This is a genomic window from Pseudomonas sp. LBUM1658, assembly GCF_059716055.1.
Window position 1 is genome coordinate 495968 of record NZ_CP166798.1, and the last position, 17370, is coordinate 513337.

The window sequence follows — 17370 nt, forward strand, 5'->3', positions numbered from 1 at the left end:
TCCACGACAGCGAACCCGTGGAGTGAGCATGACAACAATAATATCCCCCGACTCGCGCTGGACGCGGCGGCGCAGCGAAAAGCAGCGTCGCCTCGAACAAGTGCGGGGTCTCGCCGATGGTGTGGTGTTGCCGACCGACAAGATTGTCGCGGCGCTGGAGGCGTTGATTATGCCCGGCGACCGGGTGGTGCTTGAAGGTAACAACCAGAAGCAGGCGGACTTCCTTTCTCGCTCTCTGGCCAAGGCCGATCCGGCAAAGCTGCACGATCTGCACATGATCATGCCCAGCGTCGGCCGGTCCGAGCATCTTGACCTGTTCGAGCGCGGTATCGCCCGCAAGCTGGACTTCTCCTTCGCTGGCACCCAAAGCCTGCGCATCAGCCAGTTGCTCGAAGACGGGCTGCTGGAAATCGGCGCGATCCATACCTACATCGAACTCTATGCCCGGCTGGTGGTGGACCTGATTCCCAACGTGGTGCTCTCGGCCGGTTTCATGGCCGACCGCGCGGGCAACATCTACACCGGGCCGAGCACCGAAGACACCCCGGCGCTGATCGAACCCGCCGCCTTCAGCGACGGCATCGTGATTGTCCAGGTCAACCAGTTGGTGGACGACGTCAGTAAGTTGCCCCGCGTGGACATTCCCGCCTCTTGGGTCGACTTCGTGGTGGTCGCCGATAAGCCGTTCTACATCGAACCGTTGTTCACCCGCGACCCACGGCACATCAAACCGGTGCACGTGTTGATGGCGATGATGGCGATCCGCGGCATCTATGAAAAGCACAACGTTCAGTCGCTCAACCATGGCATCGGTTTCAACACTGCGGCCATAGAACTGATCCTGCCGACCTACGGCGAGTCCCTCGGGCTCAAGGGCAAGATCTGCCGCAACTGGACCCTCAACCCCCATCCCACCCTGATTCCTGCCATCGAAAGTGGCTGGGTCGAGAGCGTGCATTGCTTCGGCACTGAGCTTGGGATGGAAAACTACATCGCCGCGCGGCCGGATGTGTTCTTCACCGGGCGGGACGGTTCGCTGCGCTCGAACCGGATGTTCTGCCAACTGGCCGGGCAATACGCGGTGGACCTGTTTATCGGCGCGACCTTGCAGGTCGATGGCGATGGCCACTCCTCGACTGTCACCCGTGGACGCCTGGCCGGCTTCGGCGGTGCGCCGAACATGGGTCATGATCCACGCGGTCGCCGTCATGGCACGCCGGCCTGGCTGGATATGCGTCATGGCGATGCCCCTGAAGCCTTGCTCGAACGCGGCAAGAAGCTGGTGGTGCAGATGGTCGAGACCTTTCAGGAGGGCGGTAAACCGACCTTCGTCGAGACCCTGGACGCGGTCGAAGTGGCAAAAAAAAGTGGCATGCCACTCGCGCCGATCATGATCTACGGCGACGACGTCACCCACCTGCTCACCGAAGAAGGCATTGCCTACCTGTACAAGGCCCGCTCCCTGGAAGAGCGCCAGGCAATGATCGCTGCAGTCGCCGGGGTGACCGTCATCGGCATGCGGCATAACCCGAAAGACACTGCCCGCATGCGTCGCGAAGGTTTGATCGCGCTGCCGGAAGACCTCGGCATCCGTCGCACCGACGCCACCCGCGAATTGCTCGCGGCGAAAAGTGTCGCCGATCTGGTGGAGTGGTCGGGTGGCTTGTACAACCCGCCCGCCAAATTCAGGAGCTGGTAATGCACGCATTTAACCTGCAACCCAAAACCCTCTCTCTGGCCGAACGCCTGGCGGATCTGGCGGTGGAGGCCTTGATCGATGAAGCCGACCTCTCGCCGAAACCGGCGCTGGTCGATCGTCGCGGCAATGGCGCCCACAGTGATCTGTACCTGGGGCTGATGCACGCCTCGGCGTTGTCCTTATGGCCGGCATTCAAGGAAATGGCTGAAGCGGCTCTCGAGTTTGCTGAAGTCGGCCTGCCGCTGCGCGAAGCCCTCGGCCGTATTGGTCGTGAAGGTGAGCAACTCATGCTGGCCACCACTAATGGCGTCAATACCCATCGCGGTGCGATCTGGGCTTTGGGTCTGCTGGTTGCCGCTGCGGCACTGGAACCTGAATCCACTGGCCCTGGCGCAGTAACCTTGCGCGCCGCACGCCTGGCCTTGCTCGACGACCGTTACTCCCCGCGTCCCCTCAGCCATGGTGCCCAAGTCGCCGAACGTTATGGCGCACGCGGAGCCCGAGAAGAAGCGCAACTCGGCTTCCCTGCTGTGATGCAACGCGCGTTACCGCAACTCAAACGCAGCCGTGCCGATGGCCATGGCGAACAGAACGCCCGGCTCGATGCCTTGCTGGCAATCATGACTGGCCTGGCCGACACCTGCGTGCTCTATCGCGCAGGTCCAACCGGCCTGCAAGCCATGCAACACGGCGCGCAAGCGGTGCTCGACGCCGGTGGCAGCGCAAGCCTTGGCGGACGTCGTCGGCTGCATGAGCTGGACCAACAATTATTGGCGTTGAATGCCTCGCCCGGCGGCGCTGCGGATCTGCTCGCGGCTTGCCTGTTTATCGATCGTATCGAGTCTGGCGACAGCTTCATCCAGGGAGCATTTTGATGGAAACCTTATCCTTTGAATTCCCCGCCGGGCAGCCGGCCAAGGGCCGGGCGCTGGTGGGCTGTGTCGGTTCCGGTGATCTGGAAGTACTGCTGGAACCGGGCCAGGCCGGCAAGCTGACGATCCAGGTGCAGACCTCGGTCAACGGCAGCGCGCAACGTTGGCGGCACTTGTTCGAGCGGATGTTCGACGAATCGATGCCCCCGGCGTTGTTGATCGATATTCATGATTTCGGTGCTACGCCGGGTGTGGTGCGTTTGCGTCTGGAACAAGGCTTCGAGGAGATCGGTCATGACTGACAGTACAGCCTTGCTCAACAAGCACAGCTTCGTCGAACTCGGTGCTCGCCAGCGGGCCAAAGCCCTGCTTGACGCCGGTAGCTTTCGCGAACTACTTGATCCGTTCCAACGACTGATGTCGCCGTGGTTGGCGCGCCAGGGCGTGGTCCCGCAAGCCGATGACGGCGTGGTGATCGCCAAGGGCAGCATCGGTGGTTTGCCGGTGGTGATCGCGGCCATAGAAGGCGCTTTCCAGGGCGGTAGCCTGGGTGAAGTGGGCGGAGCGAAAATCGCCGGCGCGCTGGAACTGGCAGCCGAGGACAACCGCAACGGCATTGCCACCCGCGCCGTGTTGCTGCTGGAAACCGGTGGCGTGCGCTTGCAGGAAGCCAACCTGGGGCTGGCAGCGATTGCTGATATCCATGCCGCCATCGTTGACCTTCGCCAATACCAGCCGGTGATCGGCGTAGTGGCCGGCAGCGTCGGTTGCTTTGGCGGCATGTCGATTGCCGCGGGGTTGTGCAGCTATCTGCTGGTAACCCGGGAAGCCCGCCTGGGTCTCAACGGCCCGCAGGTGATCGAGCAGGAAGCAGGACTTGAGGAATACGACTCCCGCGATCGGCCGTTTATCTGGAGCCTGACCGGAGGTGAGCAGCGGTTTGCCAGTGGTTTAGTGGACCGTTATGTGGCCGACGATGTGGCGCAGATTCAGCAGCAGGTCAGTGAACTGCTGCAACAGGGTCTGCCGAGCGAACAACGCAGCCGTCAGGCCGAATTATTCCTGCAACGCCTGGCCCGTCTCGATGCCGAACCGCAAATCGATCCAGCGACGGTTCGCGATCTGTATCAAGGAGCGCGCTCATGAGTAGCTATTCCCTGAGAGGTTTGCAGTGGTTCCAGGCCTTGAGTGCCGGCGCCGTACCCGTGAACGGATTACCCGCTTCGTTGAAAGTCGCCGACGGTTTGCTGGGCGAGCAACCGGTGCGCTTTCTCGCCGTGGTAGCGGACCCGCAAAACCGCTTCGTCCGCGCTCGCAACGGCGAAGTCGGTCTGCTGGAAGGCTGGGGTCTGGCCAAGGCGATTGATGAAGTGATCGAGGCGGATCGCAACCAGCCGCACAAACGAGCCTTGATCGTCATCGTCGACGTGCCAAGTCAGGCCTATGGCCGACGCGAAGAAGCACTGGGCATTCATCAGGCATTGGCGGGCGCGGTGGACAGTTATGCCCGGGCACGATTGGCCGGGCATGCGGTGATCAGTCTGTTGGTCGGCAAGGCCATGTCCGGGGCGTTTCTCGCTCATGGATATCAAGCGAACCGACTCATCGCCCTGCGCGATCCCGGTGTGATGGTGCATGCCATGGGCAAGGCCTCGGCGGCGCGAGTGACCTTGCGCAGCGTCGAAGAGCTCGAAGCCCTGGCCGCCAGCGTACCGCCGATGGCTTATGACATCGACAGCTTCGCCAGCCTTGGCTTGCTGTGGGAAACCCTGGAAGTCAGCCAGATCGAGCAGCCAACAACCAGTGATCTGGCTCAGGTGAATGCTTGTCTGGCTCAGGCGATCCACGACGTTGAAGCCAGTGGTCATGATCTGAGCAGCCGCTTGGGTGCCAGCAATCGAGCAGCGTCGAGCAAGGTTCGGCAGTTGTTGCGCGAACAGTGGTGAGCGAGATGACCGGGATACTTGCCCATGACCTGCTCTGGGGACTGACTCCAGAACAGTTACCTGCCGATGCGCCAGCCTGGGCCGTTGAGGCCATGAGCGCCGGTCAGCCGGTTGTGGTACGGCGCGCGTTGGCTGCGGCCAACCAGATCGCTGTCGGCGTGCGCGGGCGTATGCGTGAGCAGCGTTACGCCACGGTGATGGCGGTCGCGGCGATCCAGCGGCGAGTGCGGCCGGAGGAGCTTTGTCATGTCGAGACGGATCGGAACTGGCCGGCGCTGCAGGCTTTGGCTCAATTGCGTCCATTGCTCGACGTTGGCGGCCTGAGTTGGGGTGTCAGCGGCAGTGCCGGGTTCGAGTTGGCCAGTGGCGTCGCGGCGCTGCATCAGCACAGCGATCTCGATCTGATCCTGCGTACCCCACAGCCGCTGAGTCGTGTTCAGGCCCTGGAATTGTTAAAGCAATTGGACGCAGCCGTTTGCCCGGTGGACCTGCAATTGCAAACACCCAACGGCGCCGTCGCCTTGCGTGAATGGGCCGGTTCGGCGCAGCGGGTGTTGCTCAAAAGTGCCAGCGGTGCACGGTTGGTGCTGGATCCATGGCAGGCATTGGAGCAGGCAGCGTGAGCAGTCTGCTGGTGTTCCCGGGCCAGGGTGCGCAGCAGCCGGGCATGCTTCATCGTCTGCCGCAAAACGCAGAGGTTGAAGCTTGCTTGAAAGAGGCGAGCGAAGTGCTGGGGCAGGACGTTTTGCAGTTGGACTCCACTCAGGCGCTGGCCTCGACCCGTGCGGTTCAGCTCTGTCTGCTGATCGCCGGGATTGCCGGTTCGCGTTTGCTGTTGCAGCAAGCGCCGGCACCGGACTACGTGGCCGGGCTGTCGATCGGTGCCTATCCGGCGGCGGTGGTGGCCGGTGCATTGGCGTTCAGCGATGCGCTGCGTCTGGTCAGCCTGCGTGGTGAGTTGATGCAGCAGGCTTATCCACAGGGCTATGGAATGACCGCGATTATCGGTCTGGATCTGGCGACGGTGGAGGCGTTGCTGGCGCAGGTTCATCGCCCGCCAACACCGGTCTACCTGGCCAATATCAACGCCGATAACCAGGTAGTCATCGCCGGTAGCGATGGGGCGATGCAAGCGGTCGCCAAGCTGGCTAGCAGTTGTGGTGCCGGTCTGGCCAAGCGGCTGGCGGTCAGCGTGCCGTCCCATTGTCCACTGCTGGAACAACCGGCCGGGGTTTTGGCGCAAGCCTTTGCCCAGGTGCCTCTGCAGGTTCCAACGCTGGGTTATTTAAGCGGCAGTCGCGCCCGGCCGATTCGTACGGTCGAGCAGCTGCGCGACGATCTGGCTTTCAACATGTGCCGGGTTGTCGACTGGCGCGGCACCGTACAAAGCGCTTACGAGCGTGGCGTGCGGCTGCAGATTGAACTGCCGCCGGGTGCGGTGCTTACCGGGCTGGCGCGCCGGGTGTTTGAACAAGGCACGGCCATTGCTTTCGACGGTGCGCGTCTGGACACCTTGCAAGCACTGTTGCGTGAGGAGGGAAGCCAGCCCTAGACACCTTGCTCAGGCTTTCGAAGGACAAAAACAACAACTTCGACGATGCACTTTGAGGATTACAACAATGATTATTTACGGTGTGGCGCTGTTGGCGATCTGTACGCTGGCAGGGGTGATTCTGGGTGACATGCTCGGCGTGCTGCTGGGCGTGAAGTCGAACGTCGGCGGTGTGGGTATCGCCATGATCCTGTTGATCTGTGCGCGGTTGTGGACGCACCGGCAGGGCGGCATGAGCAAGGAGTGCGAGTTGGGTGTCGGCTTCTGGGGTGCCATGTATATTCCGGTGGTGGTGGCCATGGCCGCGCAACAAAACGTGGTGACCGCGCTGCACGGCGGCCCGGTGGCGGTGCTGGCGGCGATCGGCTCAGTGGTGATTTGCGGATGCACCATTGCCTTGATCAGCCGGACTCACAAAGGCGAGCCACTGCCGGATGAGCCGGACGATATCGCGCAGTCTGCCGTTACCGCAGGGGGGCGTTGATATGTGGGATCTCATTGAAAAAGGCCTGGAACATAACGGTCTGGTCACGGCATTCGCGTTTGTCGGTGTGATCATGTGGGTCTCGGTGGTGCTGTCCAAGCGCCTGACTTTCGGGCGGATCCACGGCTCGGCGATTGCCATCGTCATCGGGCTGGTACTGGCCTGGGTCGGCGGGACTATTACCGGCGGACAAAAAGGCCTGGCGGATCTGGCGCTGTTTTCCGGCATCGGGCTGATGGGCGGTGCCATGCTGCGGGACTTCGCGATCGTCGCCACGGCGTTCGAGGTGCAGGCCACTGAAGCGCGCAAGGCCGGAATGATCGGGGCGATCGCGCTGGTGCTGGGCACGGTGCTGCCGTTTATCGTCGGTGCGAGCATTGCCTGGGTATTCGGTTATCGCGATGCGGTGAGCATGACCACCATCGGTGCCGGTGCGGTGACTTACATCGTCGGTCCGGTGACCGGTGCGGCGATTGGGGCGAGTTCCGATGTGGTGGCGCTGTCGATTGCCACGGGGCTGATCAAGGCGATTCTGGTGATGGTCGGCACGCCAATGGCCGCCCGTTGGATGGGGCTGGATAACCCGCGCTCGGCGATGGTCTTCGGTGGTTTGGCTGGCACGGTCAGCGGGGTGACGGCGGGGTTGGCGGCGACGGATCGACGGTTGGTGCCTTATGGGGCGCTGACGGCGACTTTCCATACCGGGTTGGGTTGTCTGCTGGGGCCGTCGTTGTTGTATTTCATTGTGCGGGGGATTGTGGGGTAGGTTCCAGGTTTGTGTTGAATGTTACTCCGTCATCGCGAGCAGGCTCGCTCCACAGGGTTGTGTGTCGATCAACAAAGATGGGTTCGACACTGTACTTGTGGGAGCGAGCCTGCTCGCGAAGCAGGCGCCGCGGTGTCTCAGGCATGCCGATGGGCATACATCCGACACTCCGCCAACAGCGCCAACAAATTCGGATCGCGCTCCTTGGCCTTGAGAAACACCACGCCGATATGCTGTTGCAGGCGATAACGCGCCTGCAATGGAATCAGCTTCACCCGGTTTTCATACACCGCCGCAATCCGCCCCGGCAGCAAGGCATAACCGACCCCGGAACTGACCATGCTCAGCAGGGTGAAGATGTCGTTGACCTGCATCGCCACCTTCGGCTCGAAGCCTGCTTGTTTGAACACCCGATTACCGTCCTGGTGAGTGGCGAAGCCCTGGGTCAGGGTGATGAAGGTTTCGTTGCGTACATCGCTGAGGTCGACTTCCGCTTGTTGCGCAAAGGGTGAATCGGCCGGTGTGGCGAGGAAGATATCGTCGGAGAACAATGGAATCTGCTCACAGTCCGGGTCGTTCATGCTGTCGTCGAGAGACACCAGAATCGCGTCGACTTCCATGTTTTTGAGCTTGTACAGCAGATCGATATTCGAGCCGAGAATCAGGTCGATATTCAGTTCGCTGCGGCGGATTTTCAGACCCATGATCAGTTGCGGCACGGTCTTGACCGTCAGTGAATACAACGAGCCCAGCTTGAAGCGCTCCGCGGAGAATCCGGCGGCTTCGCGGGTCAGACGCACGGTTTCGACCACGTCCTGGATCAGCTTCTGTGCGCGTTCTTCCAGCACATAGGCGCTTTCCAGTGGCGTCAGGTTGCGCCCTTCATGTTTGAACAGGGGGCAACGCAGGGCGCTTTCCAGGGAGTGGATGGCCCGATGCACGCTGACATTGCTGGTCTGCAACTCAACCGCCGCTCGCGCCAGATTGCCGGTACGCATGAAGGCCAGGAACACCTCGAGCTTTTTCAGGGTCAACTCTTCATCGATCAGCATGGCGCGGACTCTTATTCGAATGACTTGATTGTGCCCAACTGTCGGGAGCCTGGCTCGTGCTTTTGTAGGAGCTGCCGAAGGCTGCGATCTTTAGCGACCTCTCTGGCGCTGAAGATCAAAAGATCGCAGCCTTCGGCAGCTCCTACAGTTGGATGTGTGCATAGACATTGTGCTTTTAGGCTTAAGGCCTGAGCCTTGGGTGATGTTGGGTCGGTAGATGAGGTAAGTGACGCATGTATCACGGGGAAAGATTGAACGCCTGGACGCATTTGGTGGGTGCGGTCGCGGCGAGTATCGGGGCGGTCTGGTTACTGGTGATTGCCAGTCTGGACGGCAGCCCCTGGAAGATTGTCAGCGTGGCGATTTACGGTTTCACCTTGCTGGTGCTGTACAGCGCTTCGACGGTGTATCACAGCGTGCAAGGGCGCAAGAAAACCATCATGCAAAAGGTCGATCATTTTTCGATCTACTTGCTGATCGCCGGGAGTTACACACCGTTCTGTCTGGTTACTTTGCGTGGACCTTGGGGCTGGACCTTGTTCGGGATTGTCTGGGGCCTGGCGATCATCGGCATCCTGCAAGAGATCAAGCCGCGTTCCGAGGCACGGATTCTGTCGATCGTGATCTATGCGGTTATGGGCTGGATCGTGCTGGTGGCGGTCAAGCCGTTGCTGGCGGCGCTGGGCACTGCCGGTTTCGCCTGGCTGGCGTCAGGTGGGGTGTTGTACACCGTGGGAATTATTTTCTTCGCTCTCGACAACCGTCTACGCCATGCCCATGGGATTTGGCATTTGTTCGTGATCGCCGGCAGTTTGCTGCATTTTGTGGCGATCCTGTTTTATGTGTTGTGACGGCACCGCGATCAACCCTTATCCATCAACCGATCCAACTGCTCCTGCGCCCGGCTGCTGAAGATCTCCAGCAGATTGCTCAGGGTGTGCGGCGGCGGTTCATTGGCGCGGGTCACGGCGTACAGGCTGATCGGCAGCGCCGGAGCCAGCGGGCGTATGGCGGTGCTGGTGGGCGACGCCCCGAGGGCGGTGAACGGGTCGATCACCGCCAGTCCGGCACCGGATTCGACCATGGCCCTGGCCAGTGAATAAGTCTGCACGGCAATGCTGATCCGTGGCGGCGGTTCGACGGCTTTCAGGTAGCTGTCGAGTTTCGCCGACAGCGGATCGGCACTGGACAAGCCAATCAATGGCGCATTCGCCAGCTCCATCAACGGCAATGGTTTGCCCTTGCTCTCGTCGGCCCAGTAATCGATGGGCGCCAATACCACCAACACGCCGTGAGCCAACGCCTGGGCTTTAAGCCCTGGGTGATCCGGCGGCTGCAGGCTTAGGGCGACATCAATCTCGCGCATCAACAGGTTCTGCACCAGTTCGCGGCTATGGGCGCTGGATAGCTCGCAGACAATGTCCGGGTAACGCCGGGTCCATTCGCTGATCGCCGGTGGCAGCAGCGACAGGGCCAGCGCCGGTGTGGCACCGATACGCAAGCTGTGACCCGGATCGCGGCGCAAGCTCTGGGCCAGGCGCCTTACGCCTTGCAGGCTTTCGGTGACCTTATCGACCTCGCGCTCCAGCTCCAGCGCCTCGGGTGTGGCTTGCAGTTTGCCGCGCACCCGCAGGAACAACGGGAAGCCCAACTGCAGTTCGGCGTGCTGCAGGACCTTGGTCACCGCCGGCTGTGAGACATGCAGCAGTTGCGCCGCGCCGCTGACCGAGCCGGTCTGGCGGATGGCCTGGAAGATCTCGATATGTCGCAATCGCATGGCTAGTCCATAACCTTTGTTTATGGTTAGCGCATCTTTATTCATTGTTCCGCGCCTGTCACCTGGTCCTAATCTGAAGCTCGTTCCAATTGCGGCTAAGGACTGATATGGCTCAACGGGTTTGCATCATCGGAGGTGGCGTAATCGGCTTGGCAACGGCCTACGCACTGGTTCGTGACGGCTTTGGCGTGACCCTGGTCGAGGCTCGGGACTCGCTGGGCAGCGAAACCAGCTTCGCCAATGGTGGCCAACTCTCTTATCGCTACGTCGCGCCGCTGGCGGATGCCGGCGTGCCCTTGCAGGCGATCGGCTGGATGTTGCGCGGAGATTCACCGTTAAAGCTGCGCCCGCGTTTCGATCCGGCACAATGGCGCTGGATGGCGTCGTTCCTCGGTGCGTGCCGCAGTTCAGTGAATCGCCGGAACGCTGGCCATCTGTTGCGTCTGGCCCTGTTGAGCCAGAGCACGCTGCAGTGCTGGCGCGAAGAAGACCACCTCGAGGGGTTCAACTGGCGGCGCAACGGCAAGCTGGTGACCTTCCGCAACTCGGGCAGTTTTGCCCATGCCCGGCACAACCTGGCCGATACCCGGCACCAGCAAGTTTTGTCTCAGGCCGACTGCGCACAGCTGGAGCCCACACTGGCCGACTCGCCCTTTGTCGGCGCGATCTACACCCCGGACGAAGAGGTTGGTGACTGTTACGCCTTCTGCCAGCAACTGGCGGCGAAGCTGAAGGCTTCCGGTCGCTGCGAGTTCCTGCTTGGCCGTACGGTGACGGGCATTCGTCACGGCAACGGCGCGGTGCAGGCCATCGAATTGGGTGGCGAAGTCCTGCCGGTCGAACAACTGGTGATCGCCGCCGGCCATCGCAGCCCGGCGCTAGCGCTGCCCGGTGTGCGGGTGCCGCTCTATCCGCTCAAGGGTTACAGCCTCACCGTGCCGATTGGTATGCAGCATCACGCGCCGGACATCAGCATCACCGATTACGACCGCAAGATGGTTTACGCCCGTATCGGGCAGCAGCTACGGATAGCGGCAATGGTGGACATCGTCGGGTTCGATCCAGCGGTTGATCCCAAACGCCTGGCGCTGATGAAACGCCAGGCCTGCGCAACTTTCCCGAATGCCGGGGACTACAACGCCGCCATCGAATGGGCCGGCATGCGGCCGGCCACCCCCAGCGGCGTGCCGCTGATCGGCGCCAGTGGCTATCGCAACCTCTGGCTCAATCTCGGTCACGGCGCCCTGGGTTTCACCTTGGCCAGCGGCAGCGCCCGACTGCTCAGCGAATTGATTGGCCAACGCAGTACCTCGATCGACATGCTGGGCCTCGCGCCCGCTGCCGCCTGACACTCATCCAGCAGAAGGAAAATCCCATGACCATCAATCGGATCAACAGCAACAGCCGACTCTGCGCTGCCGTGACCTTCGGCGACCTGATATTTCTTTCCGGCCAGGTCCCGGGAGCAAGCCCCGAGATCTCTGGCCAGACCCGCGAGGTGCTGGAAAAGATCGACCTCCTGTTGGCCGAGGCGGGGAGCGACAAGGATCACCTGCTCAACGCGACCATTTACCTGAAAGACATTCGGAATGATTTCGCCCCGATGAATGAGATCTGGTCAGCCTGGTTAGCGCCTGGCCAGGCGCCCACCCGCACCACCTTGCAAGCCGAACTGGCGCGACCTGAAATCCTGGTGGAAATCAGTGTCATCGCGGTTCGCTGCTAATCCCCACACCCACAACGGAGAATAACAATGCAAAAAATCACGTTGATCGGCTGCACCCTGGGCCTTCTGCTCAGCACCCAACTGCAGGCCACCGAGGCGACACTTGCGGGAACGCTGAACAAGATTGCCAATGCCAACAGCATCACGCTGGGCTACCGTGATGCGTCGGTGCCGTTTTCCTATGTGGGTGACAACTCTGGCCAGCCGATGGGCTATTCGGTGGACCTGGCGAGCAAAGTTGTCGAGCGGATCAAGCACAAACTCGAGCTGCCGCAACTCAAGGTCAAGTACAACCTGGTGACTTCGCAGACGCGCATCCCGCTGGTGCAGAACGGCACCGTCGATCTGGAATGCGGCTCCACTGGCGTCACCGCCGAGCGGCAGAAGCAGGTGGCGTTTTCCTATGGGTTTATCTATGTCAAAGGCCAACTGCTGACCGCGAAAGACAGCGGCATCAAGAGCTTTGCCGACTTGCGCGGGAAGAACGTGGTGACCACTGCGGGCACGACTAACGAACGCTTCCTCAAGAGCTACAACGTCGAGCACAAGATCGACATGTTCGTGATCAGCGCCAAGGATCACGGCGAAGCCTTCCAGATGCTGGAAACCGGTCGGGCCGCAGCGTTTTATATGGATGATGCGCTGTTGTATGGCGAGCGCGCCAAGGCCCGCGACCCGCATAAATGGGTGGTGGTAGGGGAAGAACAGTCGCGGGAAATCTACAGCTGCATGGTGCGCAAGGATGATCCGCAGTTCCTCGCGTTGGTCAACGAAACGCTGGCGGATCTGTACCGCTCGGGTGAGATCAACGGGATCTATCAGCGCTGGTTCGAACAGCCAATCCCGCCCAAGGGGCTGAACCTTGAGTTCCCGATGACCAGCGAGCTGAAGGCCATCATCGCCAAGCCGGTGAGCGATCCGGTGCAATAAATCGACAAAAAGATCGCAGGCTGCGCCAACCGGCTCAACCCCCGATGGCGAGCGGACGAAAATCCGTAGGAGCTGCCGCAGGCTGCGATCTTTTCCCAGCCACCGCAAATCAACAATGGTGCGGTTAGAAATCACCCCAAAGTTGCTGGGCCACCGCCAACGCCACCACCGGCGCCGTCTCGGTTCGCAACACCCGTGGGCCGAGGCGGGCGGGCTGGAAGCCGGCGTCCTGAGCCTGATCGACTTCAGCGTCGGACAACCCGCCCTCCGGGCCGATCAGGAACGCCAGCGTCGCTGGTTTGGCATGGCTGAGCAGCGGCTTGGCCACCGGGTGCAGCACCAGCTTCAATTCGGCTTCGGCCTGTTTCAGCCAATCGGCCAGCAACAGCGGTGGATGAATCACTGGCACCCGTGAACGCCCGCATTGCTCGCAGGCGCTGATGGCGACCTGGCGCCAGTGCATCAGACGCTTGTCGGCGCGCTCGTCCTTGAGGCGAACTTCGCAGCGGTCGCTGAAGATCGGGGTGATTTCGGTAACGCCCAGCTCGGTGGCTTTCTGAATTGCCCAATCCATCCGCTCGCCACGGGACAAGCCCTGACCCAGATGAATCTGCAGCGGCGATTCGATCTGCCCGGAGAAGGTTTCATCCAGCTGGACCACCACGCGCTTCTTGCCGACTTCCAGCAACTTTCCGCGAAACTCAAAGCCTGAGCCGTCGAACACCTGCAGCGCATCGCCTTCGGCCATGCGCAGCACACGGCTGATGTAATGCGCCTGAGCCTCCGGCAGTTCGTGTTCGCCGAGGCTCAAGGGGGTGTCGATAAAGAAGCGGGACAGTCTCATTCTGGATCTCTGTTGAAAGTCGAATGTGTGGCGAAGAACTTGATCTGGAAAACATCTGTGGCGAGGGAGCTCGCCACACAAACCCTCTCACAACTGTGGCTCGGAGTCGGACCTTAGCCCGGATCACGAAAATCCGGATGGAAATTCGCCGGTACCGCTACGCGAATGTCGCTGCGAGTGGCGATATCGATCCCTTCACTGGCCACTTCGGCCAGGAAGTCGATCTGCTCCGGGGTAATCACATAGGGCGGCAGGAAATACACCACGCTGCCCAGGGGCCTGAGCAACGCGCCACGCTCCAGCGCATGCTGGAACACCTTGAGGCCGCGCCGCTCTTGCCACGGATAGGCGGTCTTGCTGGCCTTGTCCTGAACCATCTCGATGGCCAGCACCATGCCGGTCTGACGCACTTCCGCCACATGCGGGTGATCGACCAGATGCGCAGTGGACGTGGCCATACGTTGGGCGAGGGCCTTGTTGTTCTCGATCACGTTGTCCTGTTCGAAAATATCCAGGGTCGCCAGCGCCGCCGCACAGGCCAGCGGATTGCCGGTGTAGCTGTGGGAATGCAGGAAGGCGCGCAGGGTCGGGTAGTCGTCGTAGAAGGCGCTGTAGACATCCTCGGTGGTCACGCACGCGGCGAGCGGCAGATAACCGCCGGTCAGGGCTTTGGACAGGCAGAGGAAGTCCGGGCGGATACCGGCCTGTTCACAGGCGAACATCGTCCCGGTGCGGCCGAAGCCGACGGCGATTTCATCGTGGATCAAGTGCACGCCGTAGCGGTCGCAGGCTGCGCGTAGTAATTGCAGGTACACCGGGTGGTACATGCGCATACCGCCGGCGCCCTGGATCAGCGGCTCGACGATCACCGCCGCGACAGTGTCATGGTTCTCGGCCAGGGTCTGTTCCATGGCGACGAACATATTGCGCGAGTGGTCTTCCCAGCTCATGCCTTCCGGGCGCAGGTAGCAGTCCGGGCTTGGCACTTTGATGGTGTCGAGCAGCAGCGCCTTGTAGGTCTCGGTGAACAACGGCACGTCACCGACCGACATCGCGGCCATGGTTTCGCCGTGGTAGCTATTGGTCAGGGTGACAAAGCGCTTTTTGTTCGGCTGACCGCGGTTGAGCCAGTAGTGAAAGCTCATTTTCAGCGCGACTTCGATGCAGGACGAGCCGTTATCGGCGTAGAAGCACCGGGTCAGACCTTCCGGGGTCATCTTCACCAGGCGTTCCGACAACTCGATCACCGGCTGATGGCTGAATCCGGCAAGAATCACGTGCTCGAGCTGGTCGACCTGATCCTTGATGCGCTGATTGATCCGCGGGTTGGCGTGGCCGAACACGTTGACCCACCAGGAACTGACCGCATCGAGGTAGCGTTTGCCTTCGAAGTCTTCCAGCCACACGCCTTCGCCGCGCTTGATCGGGATCAGCGGCAGTTGTTCGTGATCTTTCATCTGGGTGCAGGGATGCCACAAGACCGCGAGATCGCGCTGCATCCACTGATTATTCAGGCCCATTTTCATTCTCCTGGAGGCGGTCCTCGACATGCGCGGACATACAATCGCGCAAGCCTATGCAATGCATGACGCGGGGACAACCCATTGCGTAGTTTCAGCTACTCTGAAGTGGGTAGAAGACGCCGCTGGCGGGCGTGTGATGCCTGACGTATTCTTCGCGGCTCTTTGAGTCGTCGGACTCGATAATCCGACACTTTTCTCGCTTTTTTTCTGGAGTTCGCAGAATGTCTGCTGCTTGGCTGCGCGCCTGTGCGCTGGTGATTATAGGGCTGTTCAGCGTCTCGACGCTGGCAAAGGACAAACCCACGGCGATCGTGATCGGTGGTGGATTGGCGGGCCTGACCGCGGCTTACGAGCTGCAGACTAAAGGCTGGCAGGTCACGCTGCTGGAAGCCAAATCCGGCATGGGTGGGCGCTCGGGCATGGCCACCAGTGAATGGATCGGCAACAGCAAGACCCAGCCGGTCCTGAACAAGTACATCGAGACCTTTAAGCTGGGCACTACGCCGGCGCCGGAATTCGTTCGTACCCCCAGCTACCTGATCGACGGTACCTACTACACCGTCGCCGATCTGGCGGTGAAACAGCCAGCGACTGCCGAAGCGCTCAAACGCTACGAAACGACCCTGGACGATCTGGCTCGCTCGATCGATGACCCGCTGAACCCAGCGGCCAACAGCACATTGTTCGCACTTGACCAGATCAACGTAGCCAATTGGCTGGATCGCCTGCAATTGCCAGTCACCGCGCGTCAGCTGGTCAATCAGCAGATTCGTAGTCGTTACGACGAACCGTCGCGCTTGTCGCTGCTGTACTTTGCACAGCAGAGCCGGGTTTATCGTGGCATTGCCGATCGCGACCTGCGAGCTTCGCGTTTGCTCGGTGGCAGCCCGGTGCTGGCCCAGGCCTTCGTCAAAGAGCTGAAAACCATCAAGACCAGTTCGCCGGTTTCGGCGATTATCCAGGATAAGGATGGCGTCACGGTCAAGGTCGGTAGCGTTGGCTACCAGGCCGACTACGTGGTGCTGGCGGTACCGTTGCGGGCACTGAGCAAAATCCAGATGACCCCGTCCCTGGATGCTCTGCATCAGAAGGCAATCAAAGGCACCAATTACGGTTGGCGCGACCAGATCATGCTGAAGTTCAGCACCCCGGTCTGGGAAAGCAAGGCACGGATGTCCGGTGAGATTTTCAGCAACACTGGCCTGGGTATGCTGTGGGTTGAACCAGCCCTCAAAGGTGGCGCCAATGTGGTGATCAACCTGTCCGGCGACAACGCGCGGATCCTGCAGGCGTTCGGCGACAAGCAGATGGTCGACCAGGTGCTGATCCGTCTGCACGCGTTTTATCCACAGGCTCGTGGTGCGTTTACCGGCTATGAAATCCGTCGTTACAGTACCGACCCATCGACTGGCGGTGCATACCTGGCCTTCGGTCCGGGTCAGATCAGCAAGTACTGGCGCCTGTGGGAGCGTCCGATGCAACGCGTAGCCTTTGCCGGCGAGCATACCGACGCCTTGTACCCAGGCACTCTGGAAGGTGCCTTGCGCACGGGGCAGCGTGCGGCCAGCCAGGTTGAAGACCTGGCTGCAGGCAAATCCTTCGAGCCGGCCAAAGTGCTGCCGGTGGCTGCGGTCGCAGCGGCTGGCGCGGCGAAAGCCAGCCAAGGGAATTTCTTCTCTGATATGTTCGGTGGCTCGTCCGATAAAGCGACCGACAAGAAACCTGAACCGGCAAAAACCGAAAGCAAAGCGCAAGACTCCAAGCCTGGCTTCTTCTCGCGGATGTTTGGCGCTACGGAAAAGGCCCCGGCCAAACCAGCGCCTGCGCCGCAAGCCGCTCCAGTATCCACTCCGGAGCCGGTTGTTGCGCCTGCGCCGGTTGAACCGCCGAAGCCCCTGCTGCCAGCGAAAGCCGAACCGGTGAAAAAAGCTCCGGCCAAAGCTCAACCGGCGAAAAAGCCGGTGGTGAAAACCGAAGCCAAAAAGGCCCCGGCCAAGCCTGTAGCGAAGAAAGCTCCTGCCATCGTGGAGCCGGTCAAAAAGCTTGCGGCCAAGCCTGCGGCAGCCGCTGACGTCAAAGTGCAGTAACCCTCTCCAGGGCGCGGCGTCCATGCCGCGCTCTTCTTGATCCAACCCCGATATTGAGCGGAGCATCGAACCTTGTGGCGAGGGGGCTTGCCCCCGTTCGGCTGCGGAGCAG

At 61.1% G+C, this 17370-nt stretch carries 18 protein-coding genes; 14 read left to right on the forward strand and 4 right to left on the reverse strand.

What is annotated here, in order from left to right; translation table 11 throughout:
- The first annotated feature begins 28 nt into the window (after window positions 1–28).
- The 9 genes from mdcA to madM all read left to right on the forward strand — a co-directional run bounded on the left by mdcA (window position 29) and on the right by madM (window position 7319).
- Window positions 29–1699 (forward strand): malonate decarboxylase subunit alpha, encoded by a 1671-nt coding sequence (gene mdcA, locus ACA064_RS02235; RefSeq protein ID WP_497671932.1) that lies wholly within the window; start codon window positions 29–31, stop codon window positions 1697–1699.
- Window positions 1699–2574 carry a triphosphoribosyl-dephospho-CoA synthase gene (locus ACA064_RS02240; protein ID WP_497671933.1) on the forward strand — a complete coding sequence of 292 codons (876 nt, stop codon included), beginning with the start codon at window positions 1699–1701 and terminating at the stop codon, window positions 2572–2574. The genes mdcA and ACA064_RS02240 overlap by 1 nt, the downstream gene beginning before the upstream one ends.
- Window positions 2574–2873 (forward strand): malonate decarboxylase subunit delta, encoded by a 300-nt coding sequence (locus tag ACA064_RS02245; RefSeq protein WP_497671934.1) that lies wholly within the window; start codon window positions 2574–2576, stop codon window positions 2871–2873. The genes ACA064_RS02240 and ACA064_RS02245 overlap by 1 nt, the downstream gene beginning before the upstream one ends.
- Window positions 2866–3717, forward strand: a complete 852-nt coding sequence (locus ACA064_RS02250) for a biotin-independent malonate decarboxylase subunit beta (protein ID WP_497671935.1) — start codon at window positions 2866–2868, stop codon at window positions 3715–3717. The genes ACA064_RS02245 and ACA064_RS02250 overlap by 8 nt, the downstream gene beginning before the upstream one ends.
- Window positions 3714–4517 carry a biotin-independent malonate decarboxylase subunit gamma gene (gene mdcE / locus ACA064_RS02255; RefSeq protein WP_497671936.1) on the forward strand — a complete coding sequence of 268 codons (804 nt, stop codon included), beginning with the start codon at window positions 3714–3716 and terminating at the stop codon, window positions 4515–4517. The genes ACA064_RS02250 and mdcE overlap by 4 nt, the downstream gene beginning before the upstream one ends.
- A gap of 5 nt (window positions 4518–4522) precedes the next feature.
- Complete coding sequence (locus tag ACA064_RS02260; protein ID WP_497671937.1) at window positions 4523–5140, forward strand: malonate decarboxylase holo-ACP synthase; 618 nt, start codon at window positions 4523–4525, stop codon at window positions 5138–5140.
- Window positions 5137–6069, forward strand: coding sequence for a malonate decarboxylase subunit epsilon (gene mdcH, locus ACA064_RS02265; protein ID WP_497671938.1), 933 nt, complete (start codon window positions 5137–5139; stop codon window positions 6067–6069). The genes ACA064_RS02260 and mdcH overlap by 4 nt, the downstream gene beginning before the upstream one ends.
- Window positions 6070–6136: 67 nt before the next feature.
- Window positions 6137–6553, forward strand: a complete 417-nt coding sequence (madL, locus tag ACA064_RS02270) for a malonate transporter subunit MadL (RefSeq protein ID WP_497671939.1) — start codon at window positions 6137–6139, stop codon at window positions 6551–6553.
- A 1-nt stretch (window position 6554) separates the two neighbouring features.
- Complete coding sequence (gene madM, locus ACA064_RS02275; RefSeq protein ID WP_150642400.1) at window positions 6555–7319, forward strand: malonate transporter subunit MadM; 765 nt, start codon at window positions 6555–6557, stop codon at window positions 7317–7319.
- A 137-nt stretch (window positions 7320–7456) separates the two neighbouring features.
- Here madM and ACA064_RS02280 read toward each other — a convergent pair whose 3' ends face one another.
- The gene (locus tag ACA064_RS02280; RefSeq protein ID WP_497671940.1) at window positions 7457–8371 is read right to left on the reverse strand and encodes a LysR family transcriptional regulator; all 915 of its coding nucleotides are present in this window, start codon (window positions 8369–8371) and stop codon (window positions 7457–7459) included.
- A 233-nt stretch (window positions 8372–8604) separates the two neighbouring features.
- Here ACA064_RS02280 and trhA point away from each other — a divergent pair, with 233 nt between their 5' ends.
- Window positions 8605–9222: a PAQR family membrane homeostasis protein TrhA gene (trhA, locus tag ACA064_RS02285; protein ID WP_497671941.1), complete on the forward strand. Its 618-nt coding sequence runs from the start codon at window positions 8605–8607 to the stop codon at window positions 9220–9222.
- 11 nt (window positions 9223–9233) lie between these two features.
- On the opposite strand, the gene ACA064_RS02290 is transcribed toward trhA, so the two are convergent.
- Window positions 9234–10148 (reverse strand): LysR family transcriptional regulator, encoded by a 915-nt coding sequence (locus tag ACA064_RS02290; RefSeq protein ID WP_497671942.1) that lies wholly within the window; start codon window positions 10146–10148, stop codon window positions 9234–9236.
- A gap of 107 nt (window positions 10149–10255) precedes the next feature.
- Between ACA064_RS02290 and ACA064_RS02295 the strand changes: the two genes are divergently transcribed.
- The 3 genes from ACA064_RS02295 to ACA064_RS02305 are packed head-to-tail and all read left to right on the forward strand — an operon-like array spanning window position 10256 to window position 12804.
- Window positions 10256–11497, forward strand: coding sequence for a D-amino acid dehydrogenase (locus ACA064_RS02295; protein ID WP_497671943.1), 1242 nt, complete (start codon window positions 10256–10258; stop codon window positions 11495–11497).
- 26 nt (window positions 11498–11523) lie between these two features.
- A complete protein-coding gene (locus ACA064_RS02300) occupies window positions 11524–11874 on the forward strand; it encodes a RidA family protein (protein WP_497671944.1) in 351 nt (116 codons plus the stop codon).
- Window positions 11875–11901: 27 nt separating this feature from the next.
- The gene (locus tag ACA064_RS02305) at window positions 11902–12804 is read left to right on the forward strand and encodes a transporter substrate-binding domain-containing protein (protein ID WP_497671945.1); all 903 of its coding nucleotides are present in this window, start codon (window positions 11902–11904) and stop codon (window positions 12802–12804) included.
- Between the two features lie 124 nt (window positions 12805–12928).
- Here ACA064_RS02305 and ACA064_RS02310 read toward each other — a convergent pair whose 3' ends face one another.
- Together ACA064_RS02310 and ACA064_RS02315 are read right to left on the reverse strand one after the other, a co-directional pair.
- Window positions 12929–13648, reverse strand: a complete 720-nt coding sequence (locus ACA064_RS02310) for a 16S rRNA (uracil(1498)-N(3))-methyltransferase (protein WP_497671946.1) — start codon at window positions 13646–13648, stop codon at window positions 12929–12931.
- A gap of 113 nt (window positions 13649–13761) precedes the next feature.
- Window positions 13762–15168, reverse strand: coding sequence for an adenosylmethionine--8-amino-7-oxononanoate transaminase (locus ACA064_RS02315; protein ID WP_497671947.1), 1407 nt, complete (start codon window positions 15166–15168; stop codon window positions 13762–13764).
- Between the two features lie 224 nt (window positions 15169–15392).
- On the opposite strand from ACA064_RS02315, the gene ACA064_RS02320 reads away from it, so the two are divergent.
- Window positions 15393–17258, forward strand: coding sequence for an FAD-dependent oxidoreductase (locus ACA064_RS02320; RefSeq protein WP_497671948.1), 1866 nt, complete (start codon window positions 15393–15395; stop codon window positions 17256–17258).
- Window positions 17259–17370 lie beyond the last annotated feature (112 nt).